Below are 23377 nucleotides of genomic sequence, written 5' to 3'. Positions count from 1 at the left end.
GCTACCCCCGACCCCTCCCCCGGCGCCACAACAAATACAGCGCCGACCCCACCGCCGCCCCCCTCAGCACCCACGGCCACGTCCCCGTCAGCGCCTCCCTCATGCCGTCGTCCGGGATCGCCGGGCCCCAGTGGCCGTTGATGCGGCCCCACAGCCACACCGCCCCGGCCGCCGCGGCCGCCCCCGGCAGGCCGGCGACCGCCAGTTTCGACTGGGCGGGGGACAGCCGGCGTGAGCCGTACGCGAGGAGCCAGCCGCCCGCCAGCGCGAGCAGGGAGCCGAGGGCCGCCCCCGCCAGCAGCAGCACGGCGGCCAGCAGCAGCACCAGGTCGGCGGGCCTGCCCCCCTCGCGGCGCGGCAGCCACCACCGCCGCCGTACTGGCGCGGCCTCCTCGGCCGCCTCGTCGCCGGAGTCCGGATCGGCCTCGGAACCGGCATCGGGACCAGCCTCGGCGTCCGGCTCCTCCGCAGGCGGCGGCCTCAGTATCTCGGGGACCTCCACGCCGCCCACGAACCCGGCCACCCGCTCCCCCGCGCCGAACGGCCCCGGTTCGATCCGCCACCAGTCCGGCTCGGAGCCGGCGGGGCCGAGTTCGTCGGTCCCGGCCAGGTGCGGCGGCGAGGCGGCCGCCTCCCGGGGTGCGGAGTCCGTGCGCGGGCGCGGGACGCGGCGCCACCCCCGCTGCCGCGGCATCGCCGGCCGCCGGCCACCCGTGCCGGACGACGCCGCGGCCGACGGCGCGACCGACGGCGCAGACGCAGACGCAGGCGGCGCGGCCCGAGACGGCCCGGCCCCCGCCCCCTCCTCCGCCGCCGCGGCCACCACCGTCTCGGGCGCACCGAGGCGCCCGAGGATCCGGCGTACCGCCGCCGGGCTGTCCCCGCCGAACCGCGATCTCTGCTTGTCGATCTCCCCCCGCAGCGACGACACGAGCCGCATCCGCGCGCCCGACGGAAGCTGGGCCTGCTGGGCCAGGTCCCCGACCCGGCTCAGGTAGTCGTAGACCAGCTGATCGCTCTCGATCCCCACGGACGTTCCCCTGCGCTCCCGGCGTATCCCGACGAATCACGGCCCCATCCCCGGGCCCGCCCTGTCCCCGACGGTAGCGCTCCAGGGGCTACCGTGGGGCGGATGGGGACCAAGCCCGAACCACGCGGCGGCGCCGCCCCGCGCACGCTCGCGGAAGCGCTGCGCGCCCGCACCGACGAGGACCTGGCCGCGTTGCTGCGCGCCCGGCCCGATCTGCTGAGCCCGGTGCCGACCGACGTCACCCAGCTCGCCACCCGCGCCGGGACCCGCGCCTCCGTCGTCCGAGCGCTGGAGCGGCTCGACCGGTTCGCGCTGCAGACCGCCGAGGCGCTGGCCGTGGCGCCGGACCCGGCCCCGTACGAGACCCTGCTCGCGCTGATGGCCGGTGACGAGGGCGACCCGGAGGTCGAGGCCGCGCTGCCCGGCGCGCTGGGGGTGCTGCGCGCACAGGCCCTGGTGTGGGGCGGCGACGACCGGCTGCGCCTGGTGCGTACCGCCCGCGAACTGCTCCTGCCGTCCCCGACCCGTCCCTCGCCCACCGGTCTCGGCCCGTCCGTGGCCGAGGCGACCGCGGGCATGTCGCCGGGCAGGCTCCAGGAGATCCTCACGGCGGCGGGACTGCCGCCGACGCACGACCCGGTGTCCGCGGTGGCCGCGCTGACGGCGGTGTTCACGGACCGGCGCCGGATGGCGCTGCTGCTCGACACGGCGCCGCCGCAGGCGCTGGCAGTGCTGGACCGGCTGGTGTGGGGCCCGCCGTACGGGGAGGTGACGTCCTCCCCCACGCCGCCCGTGCAGTGGCTGCGCGACCGCGGGCTGCTGCTGCCGGCGTCGCCGCGGACGGTGGTGCTGCCCAGGGAGGCGGCGCTGCATCTGCGGGCGGGCCGGGCGCACCGGGTGCCGGAGCCGGTGCCGCCGGCCGTGACGCAGGCGGCCGAGAGTCGTCCACAGGTTGTGGACACCGCGGCGGCCGGGCAGGCGTTCACGGCACTGACGACGGTCGAGGACCTGCTGAAGGACTGGCACGAGGGCGGCCCGCCGGTGCTGCGCGCGGGCGGCCTGTCCGTACGCGACCTCAAGCGGACGGCCGCCGCGCTGGACACGACCGAGCAGCTCGCCGCGTTCTGGACCGAACTGGCCTACGCGGCGGGCCTGTTGGCCTCCGACGGCGAGGCCGACGAGCGGTACGCCCCGACGCCCGCGTACGACGAGTGGCTGGAGCTGCCCCCGGCGCAGCGGTGGGCGGAGCTCGCCGTCGCCTGGCTGTCGGCCACCCGTGCGCCGGGGCTCGTCGGCACCCGGGACTCCAAGGGCCGTACGCTCTTCGCGCTCGGCCCCGACCTGGACCGTTCGGCCGCGCCCGCGGTCCGGCTGCGGGTGCTGGAGCTGATGGCGTCCCTCCCGGCGGGCGCCGTCCCGGAGCCGGAGACGCTGCTGGACCGGCTGCGCTGGGAGCGGCCGCTGCGGGGCGAACGGGGCGACGCGGCGGGCGGCGGCCAGGACCTGCGGGCGCGCATGGCGAGCTGGGCGCTCACGGAGGCGGAGCTGCTGGGCCTGACGGGCCGCGGTGCGCTCGCCTCCCACGCCCGCGCGCTGCTGGGCCTGCCGGACCCGGACGGCGCCGGCGACGGGACGGCCGTGGCCGCCGTGCCGCGTCCCGGACCCGTCGCCTACCGCGCCACCGCCGACGGCGCCCCCGACGCCGGTGCCGCCGCCCGCCGGGACCGTGCCGTCGCCCTGCTCGCCCCGCTCCTGCCCGAGCCGCTGGACCACGTCCTGCTCCAGGCCGACCTGACGGCCGTCGCCCCCGGGCCGCTGGAGCGGCCGCTGGCCGAGACGCTCGCCGTCGTCGCCGACGTCGAGTCCAAGGGCGGCGCGACCGTCTACCGCTTCACGCCCGCGTCCGTGCGCCGCGCCCTCGACGCCGGGCAGGCCGCGGCCGACCTGCACACGTTCCTGGCCAGGCACTCCCGCACACCCGTGCCGCAGCCGCTGACCTACCTGATCGACGACGTCGCCCGCCGCCACGGCCACCTGCGCGTGGGCGCCGCCTCCGCGTACGTGCGCTGCGACGACGACGCGCTCCTCGGCGAAATCCTCGCGGACAGGCGCTCCCAGGGACTGCGCCTGCGCCGCCTCGCGCCCACGGTCCTGGCCGCCCAGGCCGACCCGGCGGCGCTGCTCGACGGACTGCGGGCGATGGGCTACGCGCCTGCCGCCGAGTCGGCCGAGGGCGACGTCGTGATCACCCGCGCCCATGCCCGCCGCACACCGCCGCGCACGCCGCCGGCACCGGTCCCGGAGGGGCCGCCGGTGCCCGACGCCACGCTGCTCGGCGCGGCCGTGAAGGCGATCCGGGCCGGCGACCTCGCGGCCACGGTGGAACGCAAGCCGGTCGCCGAGGCCGCCGCGCCCGTCCACAACGGCGAGATGCCCCGCACCACGCCGGCCGAGACCCTGGCCACCGTGCAGGCGGCGGCCATGACCGGCTCGGCGGTCTGGATCGGCTACGTCAACGCGGACGGCGCGGCCAGCCAGCGCGTGATCGCCCCGGTCCGGGTGGAGGGCGGCTTCGTGACGGCGTACGACCACACGGCGGACGAGGTGCGCACGTACCCGCTCCACCGCATCACGGGCGTGGCGGAACTGGCCGACGACTCGGTCTGAGCCCGCGCGTACCGGCCCACGGACTCGGCGCGCGTACCGGCCCACGGACTCGGTCCGAGCCCGCGCGTACCGGCCCACGGACTCGGTCCGAGCCCGTGTCTGCGGCCATGCGGCACACTTGAGGTTTGGCCTCACCGGCCTCAAGCAGCCCCGAGCCTTACCCAAGCGGCCCGGCCCCGAGCCTTACCGAAAGGGCGCAGGTGTGAACGGTCCCCTCATCGTCCAGAGCGACAAGACCCTCCTTCTCGAAGTCGACCACGAGCTGGCGGACGCCTGCCGGCGCGCCATCGCGCCGTTCGCGGAGCTGGAGCGGGCGCCCGAGCACATCCACACCTACCGGGTCACCCCCCTCGGCCTGTGGAACGCGCGCGCCGCCGGACACGACGCCGAGCAGGTCGTGGACGCACTGGTCGAGTACTCCCGTTACCCGGTCCCGCACGCCCTGCTCGTCGACGTCGCCGAGACGATGGCCCGCTACGGCCGGCTGACCCTCACCAAGCACCCCACCCACGGGCTCGTCCTGACCACCACCGACCGGCCGGTGCTGGAGGAGGTCCTGCGGTCCAGGAAGATCCAGCCGCTGGTCGGTGCCCGGATCGACCCGGACACGGTGGTGGTGCACCCCTCCGAGCGCGGCCAGATCAAGCAGACGCTGCTGAAGCTGGGCTGGCCGGCGGAGGACTTCGCGGGCTACGTCGACGGCGAGGCGCACCGCATCGACCTCGACGAGACGGACTGGGCCCTGCGCCCGTACCAGAAGCAGGCCGTCGAGGGCTTCTGGCACGGCGGCTCCGGTGTCGTCGTCCTGCCCTGCGGCGCCGGCAAGACGCTGGTCGGGGCGGGCGCGATGGCGCAGGCCAAGGCCACGACGCTGATCCTCGTCACCAACACCGTCTCCGCCCGGCAGTGGAAGCACGAGCTGGTGCGCCGCACCTCACTGACCGAGGACGAGATCGGCGAGTACAGCGGCACGAAGAAGGAGATCCGCCCGGTCACCATCGCCACCTACCAGGTGCTGACGACCAAGCGGAAGGGCATCTACCCGCACCTGGAGCTGTTCGACTCCCGCGACTGGGGTCTGATCCTCTACGACGAGGTGCACCTGCTGCCCGCGCCGGTCTTCAAGTTCACCGCCGACCTCCAGGCGCGCCGCCGACTGGGTCTGACCGCGACCCTGGTGCGCGAGGACGGCCGCGAGTCGGACGTCTTCTCGCTGATCGGGCCGAAGCGTTTCGACGCGCCGTGGAAGGAGATCGAGGCGCAGGGCTACATCGCGCCCGCCGACTGCGTGGAGGTACGGGTCAACCTCACCGACTCGGAGCGGCTCGCGTACGCGACCGCCGAGACGGAGGAGAAGTACCGCTTCTGCGCGACGACGGCGACGAAGCGCAAGGTGGCGGAGCAGCTGGTCCGCAAGCACGCGGGGCAGCAGGTCCTGGTCATCGGCCAGTACATCGACCAGCTCGACGAGCTGGGCGAGCACCTGGACGCCCCGGTGATCAAGGGCGAGACGTCGAACGCGCAGCGCGAGAAGCTCTTCGACGCCTTCCGCAACGGCGAGATCAGCGTGCTGGTCGTCTCCAAGGTCGCGAACTTCTCGATCGACCTCCCGGAGGCGACGATCGCGATCCAGGTGTCGGGCACGTTCGGTTCGCGACAGGAGGAGGCGCAGCGCCTCGGCCGCGTCCTGCGCCCGAAGGCGGACGGCCACAAGGCGCACTTCTACTCGGTGGTGGCGAGGGACACGATCGACCAGGACTTCGCGGCGCACCGCCAGCGGTTCCTGGCCGAGCAGGGCTACGCGTACCGGATCGTGGACGCGGAGGAGCTCCTGGCGGGCGAGGCGGAGGGTCCCGCGGACCCGGTCCACTGAGGGGTTCGTCGCCGGCGTCCGCTGAGGGGTTCGTCACCGGCGTCCGTCGCAGGGGGCCGTCACCGGCGTCCGCTGAGGGTTCGTCACCGGCGACGGACGCAAGGCCTCCTCCGCGTACTCGCCGAGGACGGCCACCGAGAACACGGCCTCGGCGAAGACCTTGATCGCGCGCAGGGCGTTGCCGACGAAGTGGGGTGAGTGGTGGACGGCGCGGGCGCCGGCGCCGCCCGGGGGCGTGGTGCCCGGGGCGAAAGTGGCTGTGGTCATGGCTCCATGGTGGCCGCGTCACCTGTCCGGAGCATCGCTCTGCGGGCTGAACCGCGCGCCGGGGCGCGTCCTACTCCAGACAGACGGCGTCCCCTACGGGACGGACGGCCCGCGCCCCGGCCCCGGCACCGGCCCCGGCACCGGCCCCGGAAAAACCGTTCGCCCCTCTCCCGGGCCCTGACTACAATCGCGGGCTTGCCCCCGACGCGGTCGGGGCTCTCCCGCCTCCCCTCCAGGAGCGCCACCGCCCGGACGGAAACCGGCCGGTCTGCCATGTCGTGACCACGCAGCATCAGCCCGGAGGCAACCCGTGCCCGCGCACGCCCCTGTACCCGACGTCACTCCCGCCCCGGCCGTACCCCCCGCCGCACCACCGGCCACGCCCCCGGCCGACGGCGATCCGCTCGGACGCGAGCGGGCCCATCTGACCGCCTCCCGCGCCGCGTTGCGGGCGATGCGCGAGGACGTCGAGTCGCTCGACATCAAGGACGTCACCGCGAACTGGGTCAACGCGGTCGTCCTGGGAGCCCAGATCGAGGAGCGCATCAAGGCGCTCGCCGACCTGTCGCACACCCCGCTGTTTTTCGGCCGCCTCGACTACCTGCCGACCACGCAGGAGGGGCAGCGCTTCTACATCGGCCGCCGGCACGTGCACGACGCCGTCGGGGACCCGATGGTCATCGACTGGCGCGCCCCCGTCTCCCAGCCGTTCTACCGCGCCTCCCGCAAGGACCCGCAGGACGTGGGCCTGCGGCGGCGCTTCGGTTACACGGGCGGCGAGCTCACCGCGTACGAGGACGAGCACCTCACCGACCCTGCGGAGGCCGAGCAGACCTCCAAGCTCCTCCAGGCGGAGATCGAACGGCCGCGCGTCGGGCCGATGCGGGACATCGTGGCGACGATCCAGCCCGAGCAGGACGAGATCGTCCGCAGCGGCCTGTCCGGCACGGTGTGCGTCCAGGGCGGGCCGGGCACCGGCAAGACTGCCGTGGGCCTGCACCGTGTCGCGTACCTCCTCTACGCCCACCGTGAACGCCTCGCCCGCACCGGCACCCTCGTCGTCGGGCCGAACCGCTCCTTCCTCCACTACATCGAGCAAGTGCTGCCCGCACTCGGCGAGTTGGAGGTCAAGCAGTCGACCGTCGACGACCTCGTCGCCCATGTGGAGGTGCGCGGCGAGGACACGGCCGCGGCGGCGGTCGTGAAGGGGGACGCGCGGATGGCCGAGGTGCTGCGCCGCGCGGTCCGCTCGCACGTCACGCTGCCGACCGAGCCGCTGATGGTCGTGCGCGGGTCGCGGCGCTGGCGTGTCCCGGCGTACGAACTGGAGGAAATCATCCGCGAGTTGATGGACCGGGACGTACGGTACGGCGCGGCGCGCGACGCGCTGCCCCAGCGGATCGCCCACGCGGTGCTCGTCCGCATGGAACAGGCGGGCGAGGCACCGGACGACCGCGTCCAGGACGCCGTGGCGCGCAACGCGGCGGTGAAGGCGGCGGTCAAGGCGATCTGGCCGGCGGTGGACCCGGCGAAGCTCGTCCTGCGCCTGCTGTCGGACGCGGAGTTCCTCGCCGTGCACGCCGACGGGGTCCTCACCGCCGAGGAGCAGGCCTCGATCCTGTTGCCGAAAGCGCTCCGCAGCGTGAAGTCCGCGAAGTGGTCCGCCGCCGACGCGGTGCTGATCGACGAGGCGACGGACCTGGTGCAGCGCACCCACTCGCTCGGTCACGTCGTGCTCGACGAGGCGCAGGACCTCTCGCCGATGCAGTACCGGGCGGTGGGCCGCCGCTGCTCGACGGGCTCGGCGACGGTGCTGGGCGACCTGGCCCAGGGGACGACGCCGTGGGCGACGGCCTCGTGGGCGGAGGCCCTGTCCCACCTCGGCAAGCCGGAGGCGGCGGTCGAGGAGCTGACGGCGGGCTTCCGCGTGCCGCGCGAGGTGATCGCGTACGCCTCCCGCCTCCTCCCGCACATGTCCCCGGGCCTGGCCCCGGTCTCCTCGGTCCGCGAGAACCCGGGCTCGCTGTCGGTCCGCGCGGTGTCGGACCTGAACGAAGCCGTCGTCGCCGCCTGCCGGCAATCCCTCACCCGCGAGGGCTCGATCGGCCTGATCGCCGCGGACACCCGCGTGCCGGCGCTGGCGGCGGCACTGGAGTCGGCCGACCTGCCGTACCTGGCCCCGGGCCAGGAGACGACCCCCGACACCCGCCTGACGCTGGTGCCGGCGTCGCTGGCGAAGGGCCTGGAGTACGACTACGTGGTCCTGGACGAGCCGTCGGCGTTGGTCACGGCCGAACCGGACGAACGCACGGGCCTGCGCCGCCTGTACGTGGCCCTGACCCGCGCGGTCTCGGGCCTGACGGTTCTGCATGCGGAGCCGCTGCCGGTGCAGTTGGGGTGACAGGGGGCGGGGACCTGGGGGCGCGGCGCTACCCGTCCAGGGCCTCGCGCCACTCCGCGACCGCCGCGGGGGACACCGGGCGGGACCACCCCGATGGGCGGGACGCGCCACCGATGTGGAAGGACCGGACTCCCGCCGCCCGCAGCGCCGGGACGTGGGTGAGGTGCAGGCCGCCTCCCACGAGGAGCGCCGGCTCGTAGCCCGGGTCCCCCTGCCGCGCCGCCTCCGCGAGCAGCGTCGGCAGTCCGGCGTCGACGCCCTCCGGCGACCCCGCCGTCAGGTAGGTGTCCAGGCCCGGCACGTCCGCGAGCTGCTTGCGCAGCGCGTCGCGGTCCCCCGCGCGGTCGATCGCCCGGTGGAACGTCCAGCGGCAGCCGCCCAGCACCGCGACCAGCCGTTCCACGGTCACGAGGTCCGGGTGACCGTGGTCGTCCAGGAAGCCGAACACGAACTCGTCCGCGCCCTCCGCGCGCAGCCCCTCCGCCGCCCGTACCAGCGCGTCGACGTCGTCCGGTCCGCCCGCCGAGAACCCGTCCGTCAGGCGGAGCATCACGCGCACCGGGATGTCCACGGCCGCCCGGACGCGGGCGAAGGTCTCCCGTGCCGGCGTCAGACCGTCGGCCGCCATGTCGGTGACCAGCTCCAGCCGGTCGGCCCCTCCGGAACGCGCGGCGATCGCGTCCTCCGCGTCGAGGGCGATCACCTCCAGGAGTGCACGGTTGCTCATGGGCCCATTCCTCCAGGAGAGACAACTGCGGCGGTGCTCGGCCCGCTGCGGGCCGAGAGGTCTAGTCCAATATTCAGCCTAGTACCCCTCCGGCGCCGGCCGCACGCGGCACTCGGAGATATCGGGTCCCCCGATCACACGGCGGTCACCCTTGCCCTTCCTTACGGGGAGGGGGTATACAGGAGGGAGTGGAAATACCCCCTGGGGGTATAAGCCGTCCCGATGAGGAGCAGGAATGCCGACCCCAGCCGCCCACCCGGCCACCACCGCAGCACGCGCGGTCGAGCTCGCCATTGGCGGGATGACCTGCGCCTCGTGCGCGGCGCGCATCGAGAAGAAGCTCAACCGGATGGACGGCGTCGAGGCGACGGTGAACTACGCGACGGAGAAGGCGAAGGTCACCTTCGCCGACGATGTCGCCGTCGCGGACCTGATCGCCACGGTCGAGGCGACCGGTTACACCGCCCACGAGCCCGCCCCGCCCCGAGCCACCCGTGAAGAGGGCGGCGAGCCACCGGAGGCCGACGAACTCGCCCCGCTGCGGGAGCGGCTGGTCACGGCCGTGGTGCTCTCGGTCCCGGTCATCGCGATGGCGATGGTCCCCGTCCTGCAGATCGAGTACTGGCAGTGGCTGAGCCTGACCCTCGCCGCCCCGGTCGTCACCTATGCCGCCTGGCCGTTCCACAAGGCGGCCTGGACGAACGCCCGGCACGGTGCCGCGACCATGGACACGCTGATCTCGGTCGGCACCTCGGCGGCGTTCCTGTGGTCGCTGTGGGCCCTGTTCCTCGGGACCGCCGGCACGCCCGGCATGACGCACCCCTTCGAGTTCACGATCAGCCGCAGCGACGGCGCGGGGAACATCTACCTGGAGGCCGCCGCCGGCGTCACCGCGTTCATCCTGGCCGGGCGGTACTTCGAGGCCCGCTCCAAGCGCAAGGCCGGAGCCGCCCTCAAGGCCCTGCTGGAGCTGGGCGCCAAGGAGGTCACGGTCCTGCGCGGCGGCCGGGAGGAGACGATCCCCACGGCCGAACTGCAGGCCGGGGACCGGTTCCTGGTACGCCCCGGGGAGAAGATCGCCACCGACGGCACGGTCGTCGAGGGCGCCTCCGCAGTCGACGCCTCGATGCTCACCGGGGAGTCCGTGCCGGTGGAGGTCACGGTGGGCGACGCGGTGACGGGCGCGACCCTGAACGCCGGTGGCCGCCTGGTCGTCGAGGCCACCCGCGTCGGCGCCGACACCCAGCTCGCCCGCATGGCCAAGCTGGTGGAGGACGCGCAGAACGGCAAGGCCGCCGCCCAGCGGCTCGCCGACCGCATCAGCGCCGTCTTCGTGCCCGTCGTCATCGGCCTGGCCCTCGCGACGCTCGGCTTCTGGCTCGGCAACGGCGCGGGCTGGACCGCCGCGTTCACCGCCGCCGTCGCCGTCCTGATCATCGCCTGCCCCTGCGCCCTGGGCCTGGCCACCCCGACCGCGCTCATGGTCGGCACCGGCCGCGGCGCCCAGCTCGGCATCCTCATCAAGGGCCCCGAGGTGCTGGAGACCACCCGCAAGGTCGACACCATCGTCCTCGACAAGACCGGCACCGTCACCACCGGCCGCATGACTCTCCTCACGGTGCACACCGCCACAGGAGTCGACGAGGCCGAGGTGCTGCGGCTCGCCGGCGCCCTGGAGCACGCCTCCGAGCACCCCATCGCCCAGGCCGTCGCCGCCGGCGCCGCCGAGAAGGTCGGCACCCTGCCCACCCCCGAGGACTTCGCAGGCATCCCCGGCCTCGGCGTCCAGGGCATCGTCGACGGCCACGCCGTCCTCGTCGGCCGCGAGAAGCTGCTCGCCGAATGGGCCATGGAGCTGCCCCCCGCACTGAAGGCCGCCAAGGACGACGCCGAAGCCGCCGGCCGCACCGCCATCGCCGTCGCCTGGAACGGCGAGGCCCGCGCCGTGCTGGAGGTCGCCGACGCCGTCAAGGACACCAGCCCCGAAGCGATCCGCCGACTGCGCGCGCTCGGCCTCACCCCGATCCTGCTCACCGGCGACAACCAGGCCGTCGCCCAGGCAGTGGCGACGGAGGTCGGCATCGACGAGGTCATCGCCGAGGCCATGCCCGAGGACAAGGTGAACGTCGTCAAGCGCCTCCAGGCCCAGGGCCGCAGCGTCGCCATGGTCGGCGACGGCGTCAACGACGCCGCCGCCCTCGCCCAGGCCGACCTCGGACTCGCCATGGGCACCGGCACCGACGCCGCCATCGAAGCCGGCGACCTCACCCTCGTCCGCGGCGACCTCAACGCGGCCGCCGACGCCATCCGCCTCTCCCGCAGGACACTCGGCACCATCAAGTCCAACCTGTTCTGGGCCTTCGCCTACAACGTCGCCGCCCTCCCCCTCGCCGCCGCCGGCCTCCTCAACCCCATGATCGCCGGAGCCGCCATGGCCTTCTCCTCCGTCTTCGTCGTCGGCAACTCCCTCCGCCTGCGCGGCTTCAAGGCGACGGGGTGAGGGGTCCCGGGCCCGATCCCGCCCCGCGGGCCCCGGCGGGCGCCGTTCTAGAGTCGGCACATGAGCGACGCCGCCGCCGATCTCCGTGACCGCTGGGCCCGGGCCCTCCTCGCCGCCCGGGGAGGGGCCGGGCCCGACCCCGTGCCGTACGCCGACAACCTCCTCGGCCGCTGGGCCGAGCCGCAGCGGCGCTACCACACCACGGCGCACCTCGTCGCGGTGCTGGACCATGTCGACACCCTGGCCGCCCACGCCGCCGACCCCGACCTCGTGCGTCTCGCCGCCTGGTTCCACGACGCGGTGTACCTGCCGGACCGGTCCGAGAACGAGGAGCGCTCCGCCCGGCTCGCCGAGCGTGCCCTTCCCGAGGCCGGACTGAGCGCCGGGGCCACCGCCGAGGTCGCCCGCCTCGTCCGCCTCACCGTCACGCACGACCCGGCCGGCGACGACCGCAACGGCCAGGTCCTGTGCGACGCCGACCTGGCGATCCTGGCCGCGGCCCCGGAGGCGTACGCGGCCTACGCGGCGGCGGTGCGCGAGGAGTACGCGTTCGTCCCCGACGAGGCGTTCCGCGACGGGCGGGCCGCCGTGCTGCGCCAGCTGCTGCGGCTGCCGCGCCTGTTCCACACCCCGTACGGCGCGCGCGAGTGGGAGGAGCCCGCCCGCCACAACCTCACGGTGGAACTTGAGCTGCTGGCCGCATCGTGAGACACCGGCGGGCCGGGGAATGACAGGGACGACCGCCCTGTCGGCACCTGTCATGCCCGCCCCTGCCGCAGCGACACCGTGACGAGCGCCATGGCCACAACGGTCATCGCCGTGCCCGCCCAGGCCGTCGACGCGAAGCCGAGGTCCGCGTCGATGACCGGATCGAAGGTCGTCACGGGTGCCATGACGACGGAACCGGCGGGGCAGACCGAGCGGGTGTGACGCGGTGCGGTGTGTGGTGCGGTGTGTCGCTCACCCGATCGTGGGACGCTGAGACGAACGGTCTCGCGGAGTGATCTTCCGGCCCTATTTTCCTTTCGTCGGGGCCACAGAAAGGGGACTCCACGATGACCGCACTGCTGGTCGAGCCCGAGCTGTCGGAGGAAGACATGCCGTCGTGGGACTACCTGCTCAGCACGTGGCAGGAGCTGGACGTGCCGGAGGGCTGGCGCGCCGAGATCGACGAGGGGCAGATCACCTTGGTACCGCCGCCGGACGACGGACACAATCTCATCGCCGAGCAGGTGCACTGGGCAGTGCGCAACGCAGCACCGGACGGCTGGGGCGTATTCCAGACGCTCGGGCTGTTCCTCTACCGGGACGAGCGGCTGTTCATCCCGGACCTCGTCGTCGTCCCGAAGAAACTGATCGCGGAGCGGGCGAGGAAGAAGGAGAAGGCCCCGCTGGCCGTCGCCGAGGCAGCGCTCGCCGTGGAGATCACCTCCCGCGGCAACGCCTCGCACGACCGGTCGGCGAAGCTGCACGCCTACGCCAACGGAGACGTACCGCTGTACCTGCTGATCGACCGGTACGACGAGGGCGGCCCCGCCGTCACGCTCTTCTCCGACCCGCACGAGGGCCGCTACCGCACCGGGCTGCGCAAGCCGTTCGGCGAGCCCGTCCCGTTGCCGGAGCCGTTCACCGGCGAGCTCGACACGTCGGAGTTCGTCGCCTGACGAGCCGAGGGGCTACGCCTGCCGGCCCTTGGGGCGCCGTAGCCCCGCCGTCGTGAGCAGCCTGACCACCTCGCGGCTCGACACCTCCACCGCCCCCGCCGCCACCGCGTCCGCGTACCGGTGCGAGGGCACGTCGTAGTGGTCGCGCTCGAACGCGCGGCGCGGGCAGCCGATCGACTCGGCGAACGCGTGGAGTTCGTCGAAGGACACGTCGCTGACCAGGTGCGACCACATACGGCCGTGGCCCGGCCAGTTCGGCGGGTCGATGTAGATCGTCACCACAGGCCGCCCACCGGCGCCACCACGACCCCGGCCTTGCCGCACACCCAGTGCGGGTCAGGCCCCAGTTCGGGCTCGACCTCCAGCGCGTGCGGGTCGCCCGCGTCGCACACCGGGCACAGCGGCCAGCGGCCGTGCCGCTCCAGCAGCGCGTCCTGGACGTCCTGGGCGACGAGCCCCGCGACGTACGCGATGCCCTCGGGCCACTGCTCGGCCCACCAGCGGCGGTGCGACACCGCCTCCTCGACCAGCGACACGACACCGGCGTCGGCCACGTCGCGCGCGGCGAGGTCCGCCAGCACCAGCGCGCGGGCAGCGTGCAGCGCCTGCTCCAGCGGGTTGGTCCGGTCCATGTCCCCATTGTCACCGGGGCTTGACGGCACCCGAAATTCGAAAATATCTTTCAGACGTGACCAATCCAGTGAAGGAAATTTTCAACGGTGAGGCACCCTCTCCCGCCGCGCCCGGCACGCGGGAGATCCCCCCGCCCGCCGCCCTCGCGGCGAAGGTGCGCACGCTCTCGCCGTCCATGACCCGCTCCATGCAGCGGGTCGCCGAAGCCGTCGCCGACGATCCGGCAGGCTGCGCCGCTCTCACGGTCACCGGACTCGCCGAGCTCACGGGCACCAGCGAGGCGACCGTCGTCCGCACCGCCCGCCTCCTCGGCTACCCCGGCTACCGCGACCTGCGCCTCGCGCTCGCCGGCCTCGCCGCCCACCAGGAGTCGGGCCGCGCACCCGCCCTCACCACCGACATCGCCGTCGACGACCCGATCGGGGACGTCGTCGCCAAGCTCGCGTACGACGAGCAGCAGACACTCGCCGACACCGCCGCCGGGCTCGACACCGTGCAGCTCGGCGCGGCCGTGGCCGCCGCGGCCACGGCCCGCCGCATCGACATCTACGGCGTCGGCGCCTCCTCCCTCGTCGGCATGGACCTCGCCCAGAAGCTGCTGCGCATCGGCCTGATCGCGCACGCGCACAGCGACCCGCACCTCGCCGTGACCAATGCCGTGCAACTGCGCTCCGGCGACGTCGCCGTCGCCATCACGCACTCCGGCTCGACGGGGGACGTGATCGAGCCGCTGCGGGTCGCGTTCGACCGGGGCGCCACGACGATCGCGATCACCGGCCGCCCGGACGGCCCCGTGTCGCAGTACGCCGACCACATCCTCACGACCTCCACCGCGCGCGAGAGCGAGCTGCGCCCCGCCGCCATGTCCTCCCGCACCAGCCAACTGCTGGTCGTGGACTGCCTGTTCATCGGCGTGGCGCAGCGTACGTACGAATCGGCGGCGCCCGCCCTCGCCGCCTCGTACGAGGCGCTCGCCCACCGCCACAGCCCGCGCACGCGCTGACCCCCCGCACGCCGTACGTCCCGAGAAAGCAGAGCCGCTCCTCATGACCCCCACCTACGGTGAACTCCGCGCCCAGCTCGATTCGCTCACGACCGAGGCGTTCCGTCCCGAGCTCGCCGACATCGACCGGCTGCCGACGCTGGAGATCGCGCGCATCATGAACGGCGAGGACCAGACCGTCCCCGCCGCGGTGGCCGCCCAACTGCCCGCCATCGCCGCCGCGATCGACGCCACGGCCGAGCGGATGTCGCGCGGCGGCCGGCTGATCTACGCGGGCGCGGGCACGGCGGGCCGCCTCGGCGTCCTGGACGCCAGCGAGTGCCCGCCGACGTTCAACACGGACCCGTCGGAGGTCACGGGCCTGATCGCGGGCGGGCCGACGGCGATGTTCACGGCGGTCGAGGGCGCGGAGGACAGCAAGGAGCTGGCCGCGGCGGACCTGACGGCGCGGAAGGTGACCGCGGACGACACGGTGGTGGGCGTCTCCGCGTCGGGGCGCACGCCGTACGCGATCGGCGCGGTGGAGCACGCACGGTCGCTGGGGGCGCTCACGATCGGCCTGTCCTGCAACGCGGCGAGCGCGCTGGGCGCGGCGGCGGACCACGCCGTCGAGGTCGTGGTCGGTCCCGAACTGCTCACGGGCTCGACGCGGTTGAAGGCGGGCACGGCGCAGAAGCTGGTCCTCAACATGATTTCGACGATCACGATGATCCGCCTCGGCAAGACGTACGGGAACCTGATGGTGGACGTGCGCGCGTCGAACGACAAGCTGCAGGCGAGGTCCCGACGGATCGTGTCACTGGCGACAGGCGCGGCGGACGAGGAGATCGAGGCGGCGCTGGAGGCGACGGGAGGAGAGGTGAAGAACGCAATCCTGGTGATCCTGGGGGGAGTCGACGCGGAGAGGGCGTCCACGCTGCTGACGAGCACATCGGGCCACTTGCGCGCGGCGCTGACGTCGTGCGCGGGTTGAGGGCCGGATGAGAGCCGCATGAGTGTTGCCGGCCGCGCCGCCGCCGGAGCGGGCGTCACCCAAGAATATTTTGCAAAATTACTTTGGCGAAAGGCACTTCGCGCCTACTCTCGCCCCATGCCCGACGAGATACCGCTCCGCCGCCGCGTCCTCGACCCGCGGCAGGACGCCGCCGCCCTCAAGGCCCTCACGCACCCGCTGCGCATCCGGCTGCTCGGGATGCTGCGCCAGGACGGCCCCGGGACCGCCAGCGAACTCGCCCTGCGCACCGGCGAGTCGTCCGCGTCGACCAGCTACCATCTGCGCGCCCTCGCCAAGTACGCCTTCATCGAAGAGGCCGGCAGCCGCGACGGCCGGGAGCGGCGCTGGCGGGCCCTGCACGACGTGACCAGCTGGTCCAACGCCGCCATGGCGGACGGCGACGAGAGCCGGGCCTTCGTCGACGCGGCCCGCCGCGCCCAGCTCGACCACCTGGAGCGGTCCCTGGCCCGCCACCGTGCGGACATCGAGGCCGGGCGGCTGGGCGAGGAGTGGCTGGAGCCGTCCGGCATCACCGACCTCGCGCTGCGCCTGACCCCCGAGTCCCTGGCCGAACTGTGGGCGACGCTCGACCGCGCGGCGACCGAGCTCGCCGCCCGTGACGCGAGCGACCCCCGGGCCCGGCAGGTCGTGCTCGTCACCGCCGGACTGCCCCTCTCCGGGGAGGAGCCCGTCGCCGGGGAGGAACACCCGTGACGGTTCTCGACCCCCGTTCCGCCCGCCGTCGCTTCGTCGCCGCCACCGGGCTCTTCTGGCTCCCGGTCGGCCTCTACATCCCCTCCCAGGTCCTGCTCTTGACCGAGCGCGGCATGAGCCTCGCCGTCGTCGCCGTGCTCTTCGCCGTCCATTCGCTCACCGTCTCCGCCATGGAGCTGCCCACCGGCGGCCTCGCCGACGTCGTCGGCCGCCGGCCCGTCCTCGCCGCCGCCGGGCTGCTCAACGCCGCCGCCCTGACGGTGCTCGCGCTCGGCACCACCGTCTGGACGCTCGCCGTCGCCATGCTCCTGATGGGCTTGGGCCGCGCCTGTCCAGCGGCCCCGCGGAGGCCTGGTACGTCGACACGGTCCAGTGCCACTCCGGCCCGGACGCCGAGCTGCGCACCGGGCTCGCCCGCGCGGGCACCGCCTGCGCCGTCGCGCTGGCCGCCGGCACCCTCGTCGGCGGCGGGCTGCCGCTCCTCCTCCGCCGCGGCCCCGACCTCGGCGCGGCCACCGGCGGCCTGCTGCTGCCGCTCTCCGCCCCGGCCCTGCCCGGCGCGGCCGTCGGCGTCGGCTACGTCGCGTACGTCCTGCTGGCCCTCCCCGAGCCGCCCCGGCCCCGCACCACGCTGCTCGCCGTGCTCCGCGGCGTACCCGCCACCGTGCTCGGCGGACTGCGCCTGGGCGCGGGGGACGCCGTGGTCCGGCGGCTCCTGCTCACGGCCGGCGCGGCCGGTGCCGGTCTGGCCACCATCGAGCTGCTCACCCCGGGCCGGGCCGCCGCCCTGACGGGCGCGCCCGAGTCCGGTGCCGTGCTGTTCGCGGCGCTGGCCTGCGCGGGGTTCGTCTGCACCGCGATCGGCAGCCACTTCGCGCCCCTGGCCGCCCGCCTGACGGGCAGCAGTGAGCACGCGGTGCTCGCGAGCATCGGGCTGAGCGCCGCCGGTCTGATCCTGCTCGGCGCGACGGCCCCTACGGCCGTGTCGGCCGCGTCGGACGGCCCGGTGGCCCTCGGGCTCGCCGCCCTCGGCTACGGCCTGGTTTATCTCGGCCTCGGCTCGGCGGGCCCCAACGAGAACGACCTGCTGCACCGCCGCGTCGACAGCACCGTCCGCGCCACGGCCCTGTCCGTGCAGTCCCTCGCCCTCCAGTCGGTCGGCGCACTGGCCGGTGTGGTCGCGGGCAGCCTTCCGGCCGGCCCGCCCCCGTGGCTCCTGGGCGGCGCGGTCCTGTGCGCGGGAGCGCTGCTGTGGGCCCGCCGCCCGGGTCCGCGTCCCGCACCCGCGGCGGATCCGGCCCGCGCGACAGATGCGGCCACCGGGCGTTGAATGGAACGCATGGGTGTCCGACGGCACGGAAGGCACCGCAGGCGCAGGCCGCGCGTGTACGCCGCGGCAGGTCTGGCCTCGTTGATGGCGGCCGCGTACCCGGCGACGGCCACGGCCGGCTCGCCGCACCCGTCTCCGGCCGCCCACCGGGCCGAGGCCCCGGCGCTCACGGACAAGCAGGTGGCCGACGCCGTCGCCAAGCTCGACGGGCAGATCCGGGCGGGCATGGAGAGGACCGGCGTACCGGGCGTCGCGGTGGCCGTCGTCCACAAGGACAAGGTCGTGTACCTGAAGGGCTTCGGCGAGCGTGAGGTCGGCAAGGCCGGCGCCGTGTCCCCGGACACGGTGTTCCAGCTCGCCAGCCTGTCGAAGCCGATCACCTCGACCGTCGTCGCCGACGCGGTGGGCGACAAGGCCATCGACTGGGGCACCCCCGTGACCCGGCATCTGCCCGGCTTCGGCCTCAAGGACCCGTGGGTGACGCGGCACGTGACGGTCGCCGATCTGCTGTCGCACCGCAGCGGGCTGCCCGACCACGCCGGTGACCTGCTCGAAGACCTCGGCTACGACCGGCAGTACATCCTCGGCCACCTGCAGTTCGAGCCGCTGTCGCCGTTCCGCGCGAGTTACGCGTACACCAACTTCGGATTCACCGCGGCGGCCGAGGCGGTCGCCGACGCGAAGGGCACGACGTGGGAGAAGCTGGCCGAGGACTCGCTGTACCGGCCGGCCGGGATGACGGCGACCAGCTCGTCCTTCGCCGACTACGAGAAGGCCACGAACAAGGCGGTCACCCACGTGGAGAAGGCAAGGGGCGAGTGGGAGGCGAGGTTCGTCCGCGACGCCGACGCCCAGGCCCCGGCCGGCGGGGTCAGTTCCACGGCGCGCGACATGGCGCGGTGGCTGCGCCTGCAACTCGCCAACGGCAGGCTCGGGGACGAGCAGATCGTCCCCGCCGAGCAGCTGCAGCGCACCCACCTGCCCGAGATCGTCTCGCAGCCGCCCGCTTCCCCGACGGACCGGACCGGCTTCTACGGCCTCGGCTGGAATGTCGGTTACACCGACCAGGGCCGCCTGCGCCTGAGCCACTCCGGCGCGTTCGAGCTCGGCGCGAACACCAGCGTGACGATGGTGCCGGCCGAGCAGCTCGGCATCGTCGTGCTCACCAACGGCAAGCCGGTGGGTCTCGCCGACTCCGTCGCCCTGAACTTCTTCGACACGGCACAGCACGGCAGGCCGACGCAGGACTGGCTCCCCCTGGTCGCCCAGCTCTACGAGAAGGAGGAACAGGCCGGCCGCTCCCCCACCGACTACACGAAGCCGCCGCCGGGTGCCACGGACGCCAGGGCCGACGACGCGTACACCGGGACGTACCGCAACGACTACTACGGTCCGCTGACGGTCACCGCCGACAACGGCGAACTGTCATTGAACCTGGGGCCGAAGCCCCTTCGTTTCGCGCTCACCCACTACAGCGGTGACACCTTCAGCTTCGAGACGGTGGGCGAGAACGCGGTCGGCCGCACGGGAGTCACGTTCACCGTCGGCGACGACGGCCGGGCGTCGCGGGTGACGGTGGAAAGCCTCGACGAGAACGGCCTGGGCACCTTCACCCGCAGGTGACCGCCGTCCTTCGGAACGCCTCACGCGGCCCGGCCCCCAAACGTCACTCCGTACCGCCTGCGCAGGCGGCCGATCTCCCACCACGCCACCGCCGACACCGATGCCGGGCCGCCGATCACGGCGCAGATCCGGACGAGCGGCGGGCCGGGCGGCATGCCCGCCGTCACCAGGTTGATCGCCGCGAGCTCCCGCACCAGCACGCCCGTCAGCAGGGCGCGGAGCGCGGCGTGGATCTCGGCGGTCTCGAACGCGCCCCGGACGACCGTCGACGACGCGAAGACCACGAAGAACAGCAGCCACACGACCGGCAGGAGCAGCGCAAAGGTGATCAGTACGTTGACCTCGCCGTCGGGCATGGCCCGGCTGAGGAGGATGACGCCCGCGAACAGGACCGGCACAGCGGTGAAGGCGCCGAAGTACCGCAGCGCCAGGCGGACGGCGGGGCGCACCCGCGCGCGCATCGCCGGCCGCGCGTGGGCGGGCGCGAGGCGGAACAGGACGGCGATCACGACTGGGGCGGTGCGCAGCAGCAGCCAGGGCGTGACCGCGAGCCGGAAGAGCACCTGGTCCTGCGCCTGCGACCAGTCCGCCTCGGTGCCGTACGCGGCCAGGATGGCGACGGATGCGGCGATCGCGATCCAGGCGCGGATCTTCTGCCCGCAGGACGCCCCGGTCCTGGATGCGGCGGTGGCTGTGCGCGGGGAAGACCGAGCGGGCCCTCCGCCGCGCCGAGCGGGCTATGGGGTAGCAGATCACCAGGAGGAGCGCCGGCCAGACGCAGAAGAGGAGGGGGACCCACACACAGCCGGGGATCGGGATCCGGCTTCTCACCTCCCGCAGCGGCGGCCACTCGTCCTCGCGGAACCGCTGCCGCAGCGTGGTGGCGGGCGGCCGGTACGGCGGCGGCACAAAGGGGTGCGGGGGCGGCTGCCCCCCGTTCGGCTGCCACGTCGGACCGTACGGATTGTGTCCCCCGAAGCTCACGCCCGATCCTCCCTGCGGTGTGTGACGCGGTGACGATCCTGCTGAATCCCGGGGCAGAGTCAACTCCCGGCGGAATCACGGCGGATGCGGAACTGGGGCGCGTGAACGCACACAACGGCGTACCCTCGACCGTATGAGCCGACGACGACATTGATCCACGGCAGCAGGTCCCGGAACGGGCTGTCGCGGGCCGCCGCACGGGTGAGCACCCGGCGTCCCCGTCCGTTCCGCAGAAGGACCACACACCATGCTCACCGCTTCGCCGTGCCCGCCCGACACCCGCGTCCGCTGCCTGGAGCGAAAGCTCTACGCCTACGCGGGGTTCAAGGACTTCGTCCTGCTCTATCCGCTGTACGCGCTGCTGTTCGCCGAGAACGGCCTGACCACCGCCGACATCTCGTCCCTGTTCGCCATCTGGTGCGTCGTCGGCCTGCTGGTCGAGGTCCCGTCGGGCGTCTGGGCCGACACGGTCTCGCGCCGGGCCCTCATGGTCGTCGGCCCGCTGCTGACCGGCGCCGGCTTCGCGCTGTGGGCCGTCACACCGTCATACGCCGCCTACGCCGCCGGGTTCACGCTCTGGGCCGTCGGCAGTGCCCTGCGCTCGGGCTCGACGGAGGCCCTGGTCCACGACGAGCTGGAACGGCTCGGCGCCGCCGACCGGTACGGCAGGGTCATGGGCCGGGCGGCCGCCGTGGGCATGGCCGCGACGGCCTTCGCCACCGCAGCCGCGGCCCCGGCCCTCGCCCTCGGCGGTCACGCCCTGGTGTGGGGCGCGAGCATCGGCGCCTGCGTGCTGTGCGCCGCGGCCGGCGCGACGCTGCCCGAGCACCGGGACCGCACCCGCGCGAAGGGCACTGAGGGACCTGGCTACCTGGCGACACTGCGCGCCGGCCTGTTCGAGGTGCGCGGCAGCCGGCCCGTCCGGCACACGATGGTGCTCGCCGTCGTGATCACCTCGCTGTGGGGAGTCCTCGACGAGTACGTGCCGCTGCTGGCCGCGTCCACGGGGGTGGCGACCGAGACCGTTCCGCTGCTCGTGCTGGTGGTGTGGGTCGGCGTGACGGCCGGCTCGCTGCTGGTGACCGCGGGCGAACGGCTCTCCGCGCGTGCGCTCGGCACGCTGGTCGCCGCCGCGGCGTGCGCGCTCGGCGCGGGCGCGCTGTCGGGCACGCCCTTCGGTTTCGTCCTGGTCGGTGCCGCGTTCCTCGTCTTCCAACTGGCGGACGTACTCGCCGACGCACGCCTCCAGGCGGCGATCATCGGCCCGAGCCGCGCGACGGTCACCTCGCTGACCGGCCTCGGCACGAGCCTCGCGTCCCTGGTCGCCTACGGCGCGTACGCGGCGCTGTCGCAGCACGCGTCGCACGGCGTGGTCTTCGCGCTGCTGAGCCTGCCGTACCTGGCCGTTGCCGTGGCCATGGGGCGGCGCGGACCGGCCCGCCATGACGTTCTAGAAGGATGGGGAAACCGAACCGGTCTCCGCTAGCCTGTCGGCCATGCGCGGGGGATTAGAAGGTCACTTCGACGTGAGCGGCAGCGGGGCGACGTCTCTGGATCCGGGCGATCCGCGCCGGATCGGCTCGTTCGCACTCCTCGGCGTCCTCGGCTCGGGCGGCATGGGCCGGGTCTACCTCGGTACGGCGGCGGGGCAGTACGCCGCGGTCAAACAGGTGCTGCCCGCCCTGGCCGAGGACCAGAACTTCCTCCGCCACTTCGGGCACGAACTCGACAACCTGGCAAGGCTGCCCGCCGTGGTCAGCGCGCGCCTGCTCGCCAGTGACCGCGTCACCCGGCCGCCGTGGTTCGCCACCGAGTACATCCCCGGCGTCACGCTGAGCGAAGCGCTGCGCCTGCACGGCGGCCCGCTGCCCGTCGACAGCCTCTGGCGGCTGCTCCGCGACGCGGCGGACGGCCTGCGGGCCGTGCACGCCGCCGACATGGTGCACCGCGACCTGAAGCCCTCCAACGTCATGCTGACCCTCGACGGCAACTCCGGCAGCGGGGGCGGCGAGAAGCCCCCGGCCGCCCAGCCCGCGCCCTCGGGGACTCACCTGCTCAGGGGCGCGTCGACGGGCCGGTGCCTGGCGGACTCGTACTCCGCCTACTCGGGCTCGTCCGTCTCCAACTCGGTGTGCGGCGCACCCTCGGGCAACGGGACCACCATGAATTACCGGTGGACGTACGAACCGATCTCGGGCACCACATTCCGGCTGGTCAGCCGGGGCACCGGCCGTTGTATCGAGTCCCGGAGCTACGCGGGGATCGCGATCGTGGACTGCAACGGCTCCGAGGCCCAGGCCTGGCGGGTCACCGCGACGAAGCCGAACGGGCACACCCTGCAGAACGTGGCCGACCGGACCTGCCTCGCGATGCCCAGCTCCATCGGCTTCGAGTCGGCCGCCTGCAACCCCTCGGACACGGCACAGCTCTGGCGCAACTCCTGACTGCTACGGCAACCGTCCCGCCGCGTTGCGCTCCCGCACCCGGGCGCGCAGGACGTCACCGGGCAGGGCAGGCCGTACGTCCCCGGGCGGACAGTCCCACTCCCGGCCTCCACCCGGCGGGCGCAGCTGCACGTACGTCCCGACGCACCCCATCACCACGCCCACCCGCCCGTCGCGCGTGTCGACGGCGTACTCCCCGAGCTCCGGGACGTCGGCCGTCACTTCTCCAGCCCCTGCAGGACGGCGGCCAGCCGCAGTGCCGTGTCGAGGTTGCAGCGCCCCAGGTCCACCAGTGGATACGCCATGTCGCTCGCCAGCGTGACGGGGTCGACCCGCAGCGACGGCAGTGTCACCGACACCACGCCGAGCCCGTCCCTGAGCTGGGCAACCACCTCCTCGGCGGCCCGCAGCCGCTCCGCCGAACGCACGACCTGCCCCATGCCTGGCACCTCCACCACTGCGTGTTCGCTTTCCTCACCCAGCGTGTCCGAGCCTCGCTAGCCTGGGAAGAGACGGCGGCCCA

Annotated in this window: 21 protein-coding genes and 2 pseudogenes; 14 read left to right on the top strand and 9 right to left on the bottom strand. The window is 73.9% G+C overall.

From position 1 onward, the window contains the following. Position 1: 1 nt before the first annotated feature. Positions 2-1030 (bottom strand): hypothetical protein, encoded by a 1029-nt coding sequence (locus ACLB9X_RS14420; RefSeq protein ID WP_410360730.1) that lies wholly within the window; start codon positions 1028-1030, stop codon positions 2-4. Positions 1031-1132: 102 nt separating this feature from the next. Between ACLB9X_RS14420 and ACLB9X_RS14415 the strand changes: the two genes are divergently transcribed. Further along, positions 1133-3697, top strand: a complete 2565-nt coding sequence (locus ACLB9X_RS14415; RefSeq protein ID WP_410360729.1) for a helicase-associated domain-containing protein — start codon at positions 1133-1135, stop codon at positions 3695-3697. A gap of 202 nt (positions 3698-3899) precedes the next feature. Next, positions 3900-5570: a DNA repair helicase XPB gene (locus ACLB9X_RS14410; RefSeq protein WP_410360728.1), complete on the top strand. Its 1671-nt coding sequence runs from the start codon at positions 3900-3902 to the stop codon at positions 5568-5570. A gap of 33 nt (positions 5571-5603) precedes the next feature. Here the strand turns inward: ACLB9X_RS14410 and ACLB9X_RS14405 are convergent, their stop codons facing one another. After that, a complete protein-coding gene (locus ACLB9X_RS14405; RefSeq protein ID WP_410360727.1) occupies positions 5604-5837 on the bottom strand; it encodes a hypothetical protein in 234 nt (77 codons plus the stop codon). Positions 5838-6147: 310 nt separating this feature from the next. On the opposite strand from ACLB9X_RS14405, the gene ACLB9X_RS14400 reads away from it, so the two are divergent. Further along, positions 6148-8238 carry a HelD family protein gene (locus ACLB9X_RS14400; RefSeq protein ID WP_410360726.1) on the top strand — a complete coding sequence of 697 codons (2091 nt, stop codon included), beginning with the start codon at positions 6148-6150 and terminating at the stop codon, positions 8236-8238. A gap of 28 nt (positions 8239-8266) precedes the next feature. Here the strand turns inward: ACLB9X_RS14400 and ACLB9X_RS14395 are convergent, their stop codons facing one another. Continuing rightward, the gene (locus tag ACLB9X_RS14395; protein ID WP_410360725.1) at positions 8267-8965 is read right to left on the bottom strand and encodes a copper homeostasis protein CutC; all 699 of its coding nucleotides are present in this window, start codon (positions 8963-8965) and stop codon (positions 8267-8269) included. 235 nt (positions 8966-9200) lie between these two features. Here ACLB9X_RS14395 and ACLB9X_RS14390 point away from each other — a divergent pair, with 235 nt between their 5' ends. Then, entirely contained in the window at positions 9201-11465 is a 2265-nt protein-coding gene (locus ACLB9X_RS14390; protein WP_410360723.1) for a heavy metal translocating P-type ATPase, read from the top strand. A 60-nt stretch (positions 11466-11525) separates the two neighbouring features. Continuing rightward, entirely contained in the window at positions 11526-12173 is a 648-nt protein-coding gene (locus tag ACLB9X_RS14385) for a hypothetical protein (RefSeq protein ID WP_410360722.1), read from the top strand. 50 nt (positions 12174-12223) lie between these two features. On the opposite strand, the gene ACLB9X_RS14380 is transcribed toward ACLB9X_RS14385, so the two are convergent. Then, the gene (locus tag ACLB9X_RS14380) at positions 12224-12349 is read right to left on the bottom strand and encodes a hypothetical protein (RefSeq protein ID WP_410360721.1); all 126 of its coding nucleotides are present in this window, start codon (positions 12347-12349) and stop codon (positions 12224-12226) included. Positions 12350-12520: 171 nt separating this feature from the next. Here ACLB9X_RS14380 and ACLB9X_RS14375 point away from each other — a divergent pair, with 171 nt between their 5' ends. Continuing rightward, complete coding sequence (locus ACLB9X_RS14375) at positions 12521-13129, top strand: Uma2 family endonuclease (protein ID WP_410360719.1); 609 nt, start codon at positions 12521-12523, stop codon at positions 13127-13129. A 12-nt stretch (positions 13130-13141) separates the two neighbouring features. Here ACLB9X_RS14375 and ACLB9X_RS14370 read toward each other — a convergent pair whose 3' ends face one another. Both ACLB9X_RS14370 and ACLB9X_RS14365 read right to left on the bottom strand, forming a co-directional pair. Further along, positions 13142-13408, bottom strand: a complete 267-nt coding sequence (locus ACLB9X_RS14370; RefSeq protein ID WP_410360718.1) for a DUF4031 domain-containing protein — start codon at positions 13406-13408, stop codon at positions 13142-13144. Next, positions 13405-13761, bottom strand: a complete 357-nt coding sequence (locus ACLB9X_RS14365) for a hypothetical protein (protein WP_410360717.1) — start codon at positions 13759-13761, stop codon at positions 13405-13407. The genes ACLB9X_RS14370 and ACLB9X_RS14365 overlap by 4 nt, the downstream gene beginning before the upstream one ends. 56 nt (positions 13762-13817) lie before the next feature. Here ACLB9X_RS14365 and ACLB9X_RS14360 point away from each other — a divergent pair, with 56 nt between their 5' ends. The 5 genes and pseudogenes from ACLB9X_RS14360 (at position 13818) to ACLB9X_RS14340 (ending at position 19426) form a co-directional block, all read left to right on the top strand. Then, a complete protein-coding gene (locus ACLB9X_RS14360; protein WP_410360716.1) occupies positions 13818-14765 on the top strand; it encodes a MurR/RpiR family transcriptional regulator in 948 nt (315 codons plus the stop codon). A gap of 43 nt (positions 14766-14808) precedes the next feature. After that, positions 14809-15738, top strand: coding sequence for an N-acetylmuramic acid 6-phosphate etherase (murQ, locus tag ACLB9X_RS14355; protein WP_410360715.1), 930 nt, complete (start codon positions 14809-14811; stop codon positions 15736-15738). 117 nt (positions 15739-15855) lie between these two features. After that, complete coding sequence (locus ACLB9X_RS14350; protein ID WP_410360714.1) at positions 15856-16473, top strand: helix-turn-helix domain-containing protein; 618 nt, start codon at positions 15856-15858, stop codon at positions 16471-16473. Further along, positions 16470-17803 (top strand): annotated as a pseudogene (locus ACLB9X_RS14345) (MFS transporter). The gene ACLB9X_RS14350 and the pseudogene ACLB9X_RS14345 overlap by 4 nt, the downstream one beginning before the upstream one ends. A gap of 9 nt (positions 17804-17812) precedes the next feature. After that, positions 17813-19426, top strand: coding sequence for a serine hydrolase (locus ACLB9X_RS14340; protein WP_410360713.1), 1614 nt, complete (start codon positions 17813-17815; stop codon positions 19424-19426). Positions 19427-19446: 20 nt separating this feature from the next. On the opposite strand, the gene ACLB9X_RS14335 is transcribed toward ACLB9X_RS14340, so the two are convergent. Then, positions 19447-19989 carry a hypothetical protein gene (locus ACLB9X_RS14335; RefSeq protein ID WP_410360711.1) on the bottom strand — a complete coding sequence of 181 codons (543 nt, stop codon included), beginning with the start codon at positions 19987-19989 and terminating at the stop codon, positions 19447-19449. A gap of 668 nt (positions 19990-20657) precedes the next feature. Between ACLB9X_RS14335 and ACLB9X_RS14330 the strand changes: the two genes are divergently transcribed. The 3 genes and pseudogenes from ACLB9X_RS14330 to ACLB9X_RS14320 all read left to right on the top strand — a co-directional run bounded on the left by ACLB9X_RS14330 (position 20658) and on the right by ACLB9X_RS14320 (position 22854). Further along, complete coding sequence (locus ACLB9X_RS14330) at positions 20658-21896, top strand: MFS transporter (RefSeq protein WP_410360710.1); 1239 nt, start codon at positions 20658-20660, stop codon at positions 21894-21896. A gap of 10 nt (positions 21897-21906) precedes the next feature. Then, a pseudogene (locus ACLB9X_RS14325) lies at positions 21907-22399 on the top strand (protein kinase domain-containing protein); the annotation flags it as partial. Beyond that, positions 22381-22854 (top strand): RICIN domain-containing protein, encoded by a 474-nt coding sequence (locus tag ACLB9X_RS14320; protein ID WP_410360898.1) that lies wholly within the window; start codon positions 22381-22383, stop codon positions 22852-22854. The pseudogene ACLB9X_RS14325 and the gene ACLB9X_RS14320, both read left to right, overlap by 19 nt. A gap of 3 nt (positions 22855-22857) precedes the next feature. Here ACLB9X_RS14320 and ACLB9X_RS14315 read toward each other — a convergent pair whose 3' ends face one another. Together ACLB9X_RS14315 and ACLB9X_RS14310 are read right to left on the bottom strand one after the other, a co-directional pair. Continuing rightward, complete coding sequence (locus ACLB9X_RS14315; protein WP_410360709.1) at positions 22858-23076, bottom strand: hypothetical protein; 219 nt, start codon at positions 23074-23076, stop codon at positions 22858-22860. After that, positions 23073-23294, bottom strand: a complete 222-nt coding sequence (locus tag ACLB9X_RS14310; RefSeq protein ID WP_410360708.1) for a hypothetical protein — start codon at positions 23292-23294, stop codon at positions 23073-23075. Before ACLB9X_RS14310 ends, ACLB9X_RS14315 begins: the two co-directional genes overlap by 4 nt. Between the last annotated feature and the right edge of the window lie 83 nt (positions 23295-23377).

The sequence above is a fragment of the Streptomyces sp. 5K101 genome (assembly GCF_046506645.1).
GTDB lineage: Bacteria > Actinomycetota > Actinomycetes > Streptomycetales > Streptomycetaceae > Streptomyces.
Note: the sequence above shows the minus strand (reverse complement) of the source record. Positions and strands in the feature narration are given on the sequence as shown.